10 protein-coding genes and 1 pseudogene are annotated in these 10,757 nt (G+C 72.2%); 10 read left to right on the top strand and 1 reads right to left on the bottom strand.

The genetic code is table 11. From position 1 onward, the window contains the following. From AB0I76_RS13870 to nusB, 4 genes and pseudogenes are all read left to right on the top strand, one after another. A pseudogene (locus tag AB0I76_RS13870) lies at window positions 1–204 on the top strand (3-dehydroquinate synthase); the annotation flags it as partial. Further along, the gene (aroQ, locus tag AB0I76_RS13865; RefSeq protein ID WP_357034380.1) at window positions 201–662 is read left to right on the top strand and encodes a type II 3-dehydroquinate dehydratase; all 462 of its coding nucleotides are present in this window, start codon (window positions 201–203) and stop codon (window positions 660–662) included. The pseudogene AB0I76_RS13870 and the gene aroQ, both read left to right, overlap by 4 nt. Window positions 663–830: 168 nt before the next feature. After that, window positions 831–1,388 carry an elongation factor P gene (gene efp, locus AB0I76_RS13860; protein WP_357034378.1) on the top strand — a complete coding sequence of 186 codons (558 nt, stop codon included), beginning with the start codon at window positions 831–833 and terminating at the stop codon, window positions 1,386–1,388. A gap of 23 nt (window positions 1,389–1,411) precedes the next feature. Then, on the top strand, window positions 1,412–1,822 hold the full coding sequence (gene nusB / locus AB0I76_RS13855; RefSeq protein ID WP_357034382.1) for a transcription antitermination factor NusB: 411 nt from the start codon (window positions 1,412–1,414) through the stop codon (window positions 1,820–1,822). A 70-nt stretch (window positions 1,823–1,892) separates the two neighbouring features. On the opposite strand, the gene AB0I76_RS13850 is transcribed toward nusB, so the two are convergent. Next, window positions 1,893–2,381 carry a helix-turn-helix domain-containing protein gene (locus tag AB0I76_RS13850; RefSeq protein WP_013285505.1) on the bottom strand — a complete coding sequence of 163 codons (489 nt, stop codon included), beginning with the start codon at window positions 2,379–2,381 and terminating at the stop codon, window positions 1,893–1,895. Between the two features lie 287 nt (window positions 2,382–2,668). Between AB0I76_RS13850 and pyrR the strand changes: the two genes are divergently transcribed. The 6 genes from pyrR to AB0I76_RS13820 all read left to right on the top strand — a co-directional run. Beyond that, window positions 2,669–3,253 carry a bifunctional pyr operon transcriptional regulator/uracil phosphoribosyltransferase PyrR gene (pyrR, locus tag AB0I76_RS13845; RefSeq protein WP_357034376.1) on the top strand — a complete coding sequence of 195 codons (585 nt, stop codon included), beginning with the start codon at window positions 2,669–2,671 and terminating at the stop codon, window positions 3,251–3,253. Continuing rightward, entirely contained in the window at window positions 3,250–4,176 is a 927-nt protein-coding gene (locus tag AB0I76_RS13840) for an aspartate carbamoyltransferase catalytic subunit (protein WP_357034374.1), read from the top strand. The genes pyrR and AB0I76_RS13840 overlap by 4 nt, the downstream gene beginning before the upstream one ends. Then, window positions 4,173–5,504: a dihydroorotase gene (locus AB0I76_RS13835; RefSeq protein WP_357034372.1), complete on the top strand. Its 1,332-nt coding sequence runs from the start codon at window positions 4,173–4,175 to the stop codon at window positions 5,502–5,504. Before AB0I76_RS13840 ends, AB0I76_RS13835 begins: the two co-directional genes overlap by 4 nt. Next, on the top strand, window positions 5,501–6,643 hold the full coding sequence (gene carA, locus AB0I76_RS13830; RefSeq protein WP_357034370.1) for a glutamine-hydrolyzing carbamoyl-phosphate synthase small subunit: 1,143 nt from the start codon (window positions 5,501–5,503) through the stop codon (window positions 6,641–6,643). Before AB0I76_RS13835 ends, carA begins: the two co-directional genes overlap by 4 nt. Next, window positions 6,636–9,983, top strand: coding sequence for a carbamoyl-phosphate synthase large subunit (gene carB / locus AB0I76_RS13825; RefSeq protein ID WP_357034368.1), 3,348 nt, complete (start codon window positions 6,636–6,638; stop codon window positions 9,981–9,983). Before carA ends, carB begins: the two co-directional genes overlap by 8 nt. Window positions 9,984–9,988: 5 nt before the next feature. After that, the coding region (locus tag AB0I76_RS13820; RefSeq protein WP_357034366.1) for a quinone-dependent dihydroorotate dehydrogenase at window positions 9,989–10,757 on the top strand (769 nt) is incomplete at its 3' end.

The raw sequence follows: 10,757 nt of genomic DNA, 5'->3' as shown, positions 1-10,757 counted from the left end.
CGGGCGGCCGTCGCCGCGCTCGGGCTGCCGACCAGCTACCCGGCCGACGCCTGGCCGCAGCTGCTCGCCGCCATGCGGGTGGACAAGAAGGCCCGGGGCAGCCGGCTGCGCTTCGTGGTGCTCGACGGGCTAGCCCGCCCGGCGATGCTGGAAGGCCCCGACGACGAGCTGCTCCACGCCGCCTACCAGCAGGTGGCGGCGTGAGCGCCGGCACCGCGCCGGTCCGGCCCCGCCGGGTGTACGTGCTGAACGGTCCCAACCTCGGCCGGTTGGGCACCCGGCAGCCCGAGGTGTACGGCGCCACCACGTACGCCGACCTGGTGGCGCTCTGCGAGGCGACCGGGCGGGAGCTGGGCCTGGACGTGACGGTGCGGCAGACCGACGCCGAGCATGAACTGCTCGGTTGGTTGCACGCCGCGGCCGACGAGGAGGCCGCGGTGGTGCTCAACCCGGCCGCCTGGTCGCACTACTCGGTCGCCGTCCGGGACGCCTGCGCGCTGCTGCGCGCCCCCCTGGTCGAGGTGCACATTTCCAACATCCACGCCCGGGAGGAGTTCCGGCACCACTCGGTGGTCTCGGCGGTGGCCACGGGTGTGATCTGCGGGCTGGGCGTCGACGGTTACCGCCTGGCCCTGCACCATCTGGCGACCCGCTTCTCCTGACCCGGCGGCCCGTTGGGCTGCTCACGGTCACCTGGGGTGACCCTGCGTCACAGTCACGGCGGGCCGGGATGTGGCGGTGGGTACCGGAAAGACTCCGGCGGGCGGCGGACCCGGTCGCAGCTAGTAGACTTGCTCAGTCTGTCCGCCAATTGATGATCAAGGCAGGAAATGGCCACCACCAACGACCTGAAGAACGGCCTGGTACTCAACCTCGACGGAGAGCTGTGGGCCGTCGTCGAGTTCCAGCACGTCAAGCCCGGTAAGGGTGGTGCGTTCGTGCGTACCACGCTGAAGAACGTGCTGTCCGGCAAGGTGGTCGACAAGACCTTCAACGCGGGCACCAAGGTCGAGACCGCGACCGTGGACAAGCGCACGATGCAGTACCTGTACGCCGACGGCGAGGACTACGTCTTCATGGACCTGGAGACGTTCGACCAGATCACCGTGCCCGGCGGCACGGTCGGCGAGGCCGCCAACTACCTGCTGCCCGAGGCCGAGGCCACCGTCGCCACCCACGAGGGCGTCCCCCTCTACATCGAGCTGCCGACCTCCGTCGTGCTCGAGGTCACCTACACCGAGCCGGGTCTGCAGGGCGACCGGTCGACCGGCGGCACCAAGCCGGCCACCGTCGAGACCGGCGCCACCGTGCCGGTGCCGCTCTTCATCACCACCGGCGAGAAGATCAAGGTCGACACCCGCGACGGCCGTTACCTCGGCCGCGCCTGATGGCCGAGGGTCCCAAGCAGCAGATGCCGGCGCGCCGCAAGGCGCGCAAGCGGGCGCTGGACGTGCTCTTCGAGGCCGATCTTCGGGACCGTCCGCCCGTCGAGGTGCTCGCCGGGTACGTCGAGCGCATCGAGAAGCCCCGCCCGGAGCACCTGGGTTACACGGTCAGCCTGGTCGAGGGGGTCGCCGGCCACCTCGACCGGATCGACGAGCTGATCGCCAGTTACGCCGAGGGCTGGACGCTGGACCGGATGCCGGCGGTCGACCGCAACCTCGCCCGGATCGCCGTCTACGAGTTGCTCTACGTCGACGAGATCGACGACGCGGTGGCGATCAGCGAGGCCGTGGAGCTGGCCCGGCAGATGTCGACCGACGACTCGCCGCGCTTCCTCAACGGCATCCTCGGCCGCATCGCCGAGTACGCCACCCGCTGACCGGGTCGACGTGACCGGAACAACGAGAAGGGCCCGTGCCGGACGGCACGGGCCCTTCTCGTCGGGTGGATCAGGAGGCGAAGAACGCCCGCGGGTCGGCGACCAGCACGCCGTGCTCGGTCAGCCGCTCGATGAGGCCCGACGGCGAGGCGTCGTAGACGATCGCGAGGGCCCGCAGGTCGTCGGCGCGGATGGAGAGCACCCGGCCGTTGTAGTCGCCGCGCTGCTGCTGGATGGCGCGCGCGTACCGGGCCACGTAGGCCAGGTCCTCGGACGCCTCGTCGTAGAGCCGCTCCAGGTCCAGCACGATCTTGCTGGTGGGCTCGTGGCGGACGCCGCTGCCGTCGGGCAGCAGCTCCGAGACGGGAACGCGGTAGAAGTCGGCCAGCTCGGCCAGGCGGGACACGGTGACGGCCCGGTCGCCGCGCTCGTACGAGCCGACCACCACCGCCTTCCAGCGGCCGTTCGACTTCTCCTCCACGCCCTGCAGGGACAGGCCCTGCTGCTGGCGGATGGAGCGCAGGCGGGCGCCCAGAGACTTGGCGTATTCAGAGGGCATTCGGACACTCCCAGTGCTGCTCGGGGTTCTCCCGTCGATCGCTACGGAGCGTGACGGTACGGGGATTGCGACACGCGGTCAAGTGGTCGTGACCTTCCCGTTGGGCGGCACGGGGCCGTTCGTCCCGTCTTCGTGGCGCTGACCAGGGGATCAGTGGCCGGCGACGGCCGGCCCGGTGACCACTGGTAACGTGGCGTGAAGCCCCGGTGCGGGCCGCTCGCGGCCCGCCACCGGTCATCCGACGTCCTTTAACGACCCGTCCCGTGAGGCGGGGAAGGAGGTCCGCCGTGGCCTACCCACCGGCTGCCCAGTCGCCGCCCGCGCGACAACCCTCGGTGAAGGTGATCCTCGCCAGCGCCGACGTCCAGCGCGTGGTCGACCGCATCGCCCACCAGATCCTGGAGAAGACCCAGGGCGCCCAGCAGACCGTGCTGCTCGGCATACCGACCCGGGGCGCGCCGCTCGCGAGGCGCCTCGCCGCCCGGATCAGCGCCTTCGAGGACGTCGCCGTACCGGTCGGCGTGCTCGACATCACCCTCTACCGCGACGACCTGCGCCGGCACGCCACCCGCGCGGTCGGTCCGACGCAGCTTCCCCCGGGCGGCATCGACGGCAAGCGGGTCATCCTCGTCGACGACGTGCTCTTCTCCGGCCGTACCGTCCGGGCCGCCCTCGACGCCCTCAACGACGTCGGCCGCCCGGCGTCCGTGCAGCTCGCCGTCCTGGTCGACCGCGGCCACCGGGAGCTGCCGATCCGGGCCGACTACGTCGGCAAGAACATCCCGACCTCGCTCGCGGAGAGCGTGAAGGTCACCCTCGCCGAGACCGACGACGCCGACGAGGTCAAGCTGTACGGGGGGACCACCTCATGATCCGCCACCTGCTCTCCGGCGCCGACCTGGACGCCGCGACCGCCACCGAGATCCTCGACACCGCCGCCGAGATGGCCACCGTCGCCGGCCGCGAGGTCAAGAAGCTGCCCGCGCTGCGCGGGCGGACCGTGGTGAACCTCTTCTACGAGGACTCCACCCGCACCCGGATCTCGTTCGAGGCGGCGGCGAAGCGGCTGTCCGCCGACGTCATCAACTTCTCCGCCAAGGGCTCCAGCGTCACCAAGGGCGAGAGCCTCAAGGACACCGCGCTCACCCTCCAGGCCATGGGCGCCGACGCGGTCGTCGTCCGGCACCCCGCCTCCGGCGCTCCGCACCGGCTCGCCGACTGGGTCGACGGGTCGGTGGTCAACGCCGGCGACGGCACCCACGAGCACCCGACCCAGGCGCTGCTCGACGCGTACACGATGCGCTCCCGGCTGGGGCGGCTGGCCGGCCTGTCGGTCGCGGTGGTGGGCGACGTGCTGCACAGCCGGGTGGCCCGGTCCAACGTCCTGCTGCTGTCCACCCTCGGCGCGAAGGTCACCCTGGTCGGCCCGCCGACGCTGATCCCGGTGGACATCGCGGGGGCGCTCGCGCCCGGCACCGACGTCTCCTACGACCTGGACGCGGTGCTGCCGCAGTCGGACGTGGTGATGATGCTGCGGGTGCAGCGGGAGCGGATGAACGACTCCTACTTCCCGTCCGCCCGCGAGTACGCGCGCCGCTACGGGCTGGACGGCTCGCGCATGCGCCGGCTGCCCGAGCACGCGATCGTCATGCACCCCGGCCCGATGAACCGGGGCATGGAGATCACGCCCGAGGTCGCCGACTCACCCCGCTCCACCATCGTCGAACAGGTCGCCAACGGGGTTTCCGTGCGGATGGCCGTCCTCTACCTGCTGCTCGGAGGGAACAACCGGTGACCGCGTACCTGATCAAGAACGTGAGCGTCGTCGGCGCCGCGCCGACCGACCTGCTGATCCGCGACGGCGTCGTCGCCGAGACCGGCGCGGGCCTGACCGCGTCGGACGCCACCGTGGTCGACGCCACCGGGCTGGTCGCCCTGCCCGGCCTGGTCGACCTGCACACCCACCTGCGCGAGCCGGGCCGGGAGGACGCCGAGACGGTGGAGACCGGGTCGCGGGCGGCGGCGCTCGGCGGCTACACCGCGGTCTGCGCGATGGCCAACACCTCGCCGGTCGCCGACACCGCCGGCGTGGTCGAGCAGGTCTGGCGGCTGGGCCGGGAGGCCGGGCTGGTCGACGTGCAGCCCATCGGCGCGGTCACCGTCGGCCTGGCCGGCGAGCGGCTGGCGGAACTGGGCGCGATGGCCGACTCGGCCGCCCGGGTGCGGATCTTCTCCGACGACGGGCACTGCGTCGCCGACCCGAAGCTGATGCGCCGGGCCCTGGAGTACGTCAAGGCGTTCGACGGGGTCATCGCCCAGCACGCCGAGGAGCCCCGCCTCACCGAGGGCGCCCAGATGCACGAGGGCGAGGTGTCGACCCGGCTCGGGCTGACCGGCTGGCCGGCGGTCGCCGAGGAGGCGATCATCGCCCGGGACGTGCTGCTCGCCGAGCACGTCGGCAGCCGCCTGCACGTCTGTCACGTCTCCACCGCCGGCAGCGTCGAGGTGCTGCGCCAGGCCAAGGCCCGCGGCGTCCGGGTCACCGCCGAGGTGACACCGCACCACCTGCTGCTGACCGACGAGGTCGTGAGCGGGAGGAGTGAGCTTGCGAGCCCCGCACTCGCGAACAACTGGAGCCCAGCGGGCGCCTACGACCCCGTCTTCAAGGTCAACCCGCCGCTGCGCACCGCCACCGACATCGCCGCGCTGCGTACCGCGGTCGCCGACGGCGTCATCGACATCATCGCCACCGACCACGCCCCGCACGCCGTGGAGGACAAGGAGTGCGAGTGGGCGTACGCCCGGCCGGGCATGCTCGGCCTGGAGACGGCGCTGTCGATCGCCCTGGACGTGCTCGGTCCGGAGTGGGACCTGATCGCCGAGCGGATGTCCCGCACCCCGGCCCGGATCGCCGGCCTCGACGGTCACGGCGTCGACCCGGCGCCCGGCGTGCCGGCGAACCTGACCCTGGTCGACCCGGCCGCCCGCCGGGTGATCGAGCCGGCGGAGCTGGCCAGCCGCAGTCGCAACACCCCGTACGCCCGCATGACGCTGCCGGGTCGCATCGTGGCGACCTTCCTGCGTGGCGAGCCGACGGTCCTGGACGGAAAGGCAGTGAAGTGAAGAGGCGTTCCGCGATTCTCGTCCTGGAGGACGGGCGCACGTTCCACGGCGAGGCGTACGGCAGCGTCGGGGAGACCTTCGGTGAGGCCGTCTTCAACACCGGCATGACCGGCTACCAGGAGACCCTCACCGACCCCTCCTACCACCGGCAGGTGGTGGTGCAGACCGCCCCGCACATCGGCAACACCGGAGTCAACGGCGAGGACGACGAGTCCGCCCGGATCTGGGTCGCCGGGTACGTGGTGCGGGACCCGGCCCGGATCGGCTCCAACTGGCGCGCCACCGGCGGGCTGGAGGACCGGCTCGCCGCCGAGGGCGTGGTCGGCATCAGCGGCGTGGACACCCGGGCGCTGACCCGGCACCTGCGCGAGCGCGGCGCGATGCGGGTCGGGATCTCCAGCGTCGAGACCGACCCCCGCGCGCTGCTGGCCCGGGTCCGCCAGTCGCCGGAGATGGTCGGTGCCGACCTGTCCGCCGAGGTGACGACCGCGGAGCCGTACATCGTCCAGGCGCAGGGCGCGCACCGGTTCACCGTCGCCGCGCTGGACCTGGGCATCAAGCGCAACGTGCCGCGCCGGCTCGCCGCGCGCGGGGTCACCACCCACGTGCTGCCCGCCCACTCCACCATCGACGACCTGCTGGCCACGGGCGCGGACGCGGTGTTCCTCTCGCCCGGCCCGGGCGACCCGGCCACCGCCGAGGGCCCGGTGGCGCTGGCCCGCGAGGTGCTCAGCCGGAAGGTGCCGCTGTTCGGCATCTGCTTCGGCAGCCAGATCCTCGGCCGGGCGCTGGGCTTCGGCACGTACAAGCTCGGCTACGGCCACCGGGGCATCAACCAGCCGGTGCTGGACCGGGCCACCGGCAAGGTCGAGGTGACCAGCCACAACCACGGCTTCGCGGTGCGGGTGCCGGGGGCCGGGAACGGCGCCGTCGTCCCCGACCAGGTGATCGAGACCGAATTCGGCGGCGTCCAGGTGTCGCACGTCTGCCTCAATGACAACGTGGTCGAGGGGCTGCGGGCGAAGGACGTGCCCGCCTTCACCGTCCAGTACCACCCGGAGGCGGCGGCCGGCCCGCACGACGCGGACTACCTCTTCGACCGCTTCGCCGAGCTCATCGAGGGCGGAAAGAATGCCTAAGCGCACAGACCTCAAGCACATCCTCGTCATCGGCTCCGGGCCGATCGTCATCGGTCAGGCCTGCGAGTTCGACTACTCCGGCACCCAGGCCTGCCGCGTGCTGCGCAGCGAGGGCATCCGGGTCAGTCTGGTCAACTCCAACCCGGCGACGATCATGACCGACCCGGAGTTCGCCGACGCCACGTACGTCGAGCCGATCACCCCGGAGTTCGTCGAGCTGGTCATCGCCAAGGAGCGGCCGGACGCCGTGCTGCCCACCCTGGGCGGGCAGACCGCGCTGAACACGGCGGTCGCCCTGCACGAGGCGGGCGTCCTGGAGAAGTACGGCGTCGAGCTGATCGGAGCGAACATCGACGCGATCCGGCGCGGCGAGGACCGGCAGCTGTTCAAGGACATCGTCGCCAAGGCCGGCGTACGCCTGGGCGTCGAGGACCCGACCGGCCTGGTGCCCCGCTCGCGCGTGTGCCACTCCATGGAGGAGGTCGAGGCGACCGTCGCCGAGCTGGGCCTGCCGGTGGTGATCCGGCCGTCGTTCACCATGGGCGGTCTCGGTTCCGGCATGGCGCACACCCCGGAGGACCTGGCCCGCATCGCCGGTGACGGCCTGTCCGCCAGCCCGGTGCACGAGGTCCTCATCGAGGAGAGCGTGCTCGGCTGGAAGGAGTACGAGCTCGAACTGATGCGCGACCGGCACGACAACGTCGTGGTGGTGTGCTCGATCGAGAACGTCGACCCGATGGGCGTGCACACCGGCGACAGCGTCACCGTGGCCCCGGCCATGACGCTGACCGACCGGGAGTACCAGCGCCTGCGCGACCTCGGCATCGCGGTGTTGCGCGAGGTCGGGGTGGACACCGGTGGCTGCAACATCCAGTTCGCGGTCAACCCGGCCGACGGCCGGATCGTCGTGATCGAGATGAACCCGCGGGTGTCCCGCTCCTCGGCGCTGGCGTCGAAGGCGACCGGCTTCCCGATCGCGAAGATCGCCGCCAAGCTCGCCATCGGCTACACGTTGGACGAGATCCCCAACGACATCACCCTGAAGACCCCGGCGGCGTTCGAGCCGACGCTGGACTACGTGGTGGTGAAGATCCCCCGGTTCGCGTTCGAGAAGTTCCCCGGCGCGGACCCGGAGCTGACCACCACCATGAAGTCGGTCGGCGAGGCGATGAGCCTGGGCCGCAACTTCACCGAGGCGCTGAACAAGGCGATGCGCTCGATGGAGACGAAGGCCGCCGGCTTCTGGACCACTCCGGACCCGGCCGACGCGACGAAGGAGAACACCCTCGCCGCGCTGCGGATGCCGCATGACGGCCGGCTCTACACGGTGGAGCGGGCGCTGCGGCTGGGCGCGTCGATCGCCGAGGTCACCGCGGCCTCCGGCGGCATCGACCCGTGGTTCCTGGACCAGATCGCCGCCCTGGTCGAGCTGCGTGCCGAGATCGTGGACGCCCCGGTGCTCGACGCGGAGCTGCTGCGCCGGGCGAAGCGGGCCGGCCTGTCCGACCGGCAGCTGGCCGCGCTGCGTCCGGAGCTGGCCGCCGAGGACGGCGTACGGACGCTGCGGCACCGCCTGGACGTCCGGCCGATCTACAAGACCGTGGACACCTGCGCCGCCGAGTTCGAGGCGACCACGCCGTACCACTACTCGTCGTACGACGCCGAGACCGAGGTCGCCGGTTCGGACCGGCCGAAGGTGCTGATCCTCGGCTCCGGACCGAACCGCATCGGGCAGGGCATCGAGTTCGACTACTCCTGCGTACACGCCGTCATGGCGCTGCGGGACGTCGGCTTCGAGACCGTCATGGTCAACTGCAACCCGGAGACGGTGTCCACCGACTACGACACCGCCGACCGGCTCTACTTCGAGCCGCTGACCTTCGAGGACGTGCTGGAGGTCTGGCACGCCGAGGACACCTCCGGCCGGGCGGCCGGCGGTCCCGGCGTGGTCGGGGTGATCGTGCAGCTGGGCGGGCAGACGCCGCTGGGCCTGGCACAGCGGCTCAAGAACGCCGGCGTACCGGTCGTCGGCACCTCCCCGGAGTCGATCCACCTGGCCGAGGAGCGCGGCGCGTTCGGCGCGGTGCTGGCGCGGGCCGGCCTGCGGGCCCCGGCGCACGGCACCGCCACCTCGTACGACGACGCGAAGGCGATCGCCGACGAGATCGGCTACCCGGTGCTGGTCCGGCCGTCGTACGTGCTCGGCGGGCGGGGCATGGAGATCGTCTACGACGACGCCACCCTGCGCGACTACATCGGCCGGGCCACCGACATCAGCCCGGACCACCCGGTGCTGGTGGACCGCTTCCTCGACGACGCCATCGAGATCGACGTGGACGCGTTGTGCGACGCCGACGGCGAGGTCTACCTCGGCGGCGTGATGGAGCACATCGAGGAGGCCGGCATCCACTCCGGCGACTCGTCCTGCGCACTGCCGCCGATCACCCTGGCCGGCTCGCACGTGGCGCAGGTGCGCCGCTACACCGAGGCGATCGCGCGCGGGGTGGGCGTCAAGGGCCTGCTCAACGTCCAGTACGCCCTCAAGGACGACATGCTGTACGTGCTGGAGGCCAACCCGCGCGCCTCCCGGACCGTCCCGTTCGTCTCCAAGGCCACGGCGGTGCCGCTGGCGAAGGCGGCGGCCCGGATCGCGCTGGGCGCGACGATCGCCGAGCTGCGCGCCGAGGGGCTGCTCCCGGCCACCGGCGACGGCGGATCACTCCCGGACAGCGCCCCGATCGCGGTCAAGGAGGCGGTGCTGCCGTTCAAGCGGTTCCGTACCCGCTCGGGCAAGGGCATCGACTCGCTGCTCGGTCCGGAGATGAAGTCGACCGGCGAGGTGATGGGCATCGACACGTCCTTCGGGCACGCGTTCGCCAAGTCGCAGTCCGCCGCGTACGGCTCGCTGCCGACCGGCGGGAAGATCTTCGTGTCGGTGGCCAACAGGGACAAGCGCGGCATGATCTTCCCGATCAAGCGGCTGGCCGACCTGGGCTTCGAGATCGTGGCCACCACGGGCACGGCCGAGGTGCTGCGCCGGCACGGCATCGCCTGCGAGCAGATCCGCAAGCACTACGAGTCCGGCGCGGGCGAGGACGCGGTGTCGCTGATCCTCGGTGGCGACGTCGCCCTGGTGGTGAACACCCCGCAGGGTTCCGGGGCGAGCGCCCGCTCGGACGGCTACGAGATCCGCAGCGCCGCCGTGACGGCCGACATCCCGTGCATCACCACGGTCCCGGGCGCGGCGGCGGCGGTGATGGGCATCGAGGCGCGCATCCGGGGTGACATGCAGGTCCGCCCGCTCCAGGACCTGCACGCCGCCCTCCGGGCCGCGAAGTGACGGGCGTGCTCTTCGAGAAGCTCGTACGGCCGGGGTTGTTCCGGATCGGCGGTGGGGACGCCGAGGCGGCGCACGAGTGGACGCTGCACCGGCTCGCGGCGCTGTCCCGGCGGCCGGCGGCGCTCGCGGCGCTGCGGGCCCGGTACCTGGTGCGGGCCCCGCGCACGGTGTTCGGGGTGGAGTTCCCGAACCCGGTGGGGCTCGCCGCCGGGATGGACAAGGACGGCGCGGCGCTGCCGGCCTGGCCGGCGCTGGGCTTCGGGTTCGTCGAGGTCGGCACGGTCACCGCGCACGCCCAGCCGGGCAACCCCCGGCCCCGGCTGTTCCGGCTGCGCGGCAGCGAGGCCGTGGTCAACCGGATGGGCTTCAACAACGCCGGCGCGCAGGCCCTGGCCGCGCGCCTGGCGGCGCTGCCCCGCCCGATCGGGGTGCCGCTGGGCATCTCGCTGGGCAAGTCCAAGGTGACCCCGCTGGAGGACGCGGTCTCCGACTACCTGGCCTCGTACCGGGCGCTGCGGGACCACGGCGACTACTTCGCCGTCAACGTCTCCTCGCCGAACACGCCGGGCCTGCGCGCCTTGCAGGACCGGGCCCACCTGGACGCGCTGCTCGCCGCCCTGGTGGGGGAGAAGCCGGTGCTGGTGAAGATCGCTCCGGACCTGACCGAGCCGGCCATCGCCGAGCTGCTGGAGGTCTGCCTGGCGCGCGGCGCGGCCGGGGTGATCGCGACCAACACGACGCTGGCCCGCGACGGGCTCGCCCCGGCCGACCGGG

Origin of the sequence: Micromonospora sp. NPDC049799 (assembly GCF_040656655.1) — a bacterium.
GTDB lineage: Bacteria > Actinomycetota > Actinomycetes > Mycobacteriales > Micromonosporaceae > Micromonospora.
The sequence above is the reverse complement of the archived record's forward strand: the minus strand, read 5'-3'. Positions and strand labels throughout refer to the sequence as shown.

What these genes read in the sequence shown, in the direction of transcription:
- efp (WP_357034378.1), top strand. Translation starts at nt 831, where the DNA reads ATGGCCACCACCAACGACCTGAAGAACGGCCTGGTACTCAACCTCGAC.
- nusB (WP_357034382.1), top strand. Translation starts at nt 1,412, where the DNA reads ATGCCGGCGCGCCGCAAGGCGCGCAAGCGGGCGCTGGACGTGCTCTTC.
- AB0I76_RS13850 (WP_013285505.1), bottom strand. Translation starts at nt 2,381, where the DNA reads ATGCCCTCTGAATACGCCAAGTCTCTGGGCGCCCGCCTGCGCTCCATC.
- AB0I76_RS13840 (WP_357034374.1), top strand. Translation starts at nt 3,250, where the DNA reads ATGATCCGCCACCTGCTCTCCGGCGCCGACCTGGACGCCGCGACCGCC.
- carB (WP_357034368.1), top strand. Translation starts at nt 6,636, where the DNA reads ATGCCTAAGCGCACAGACCTCAAGCACATCCTCGTCATCGGCTCCGGG.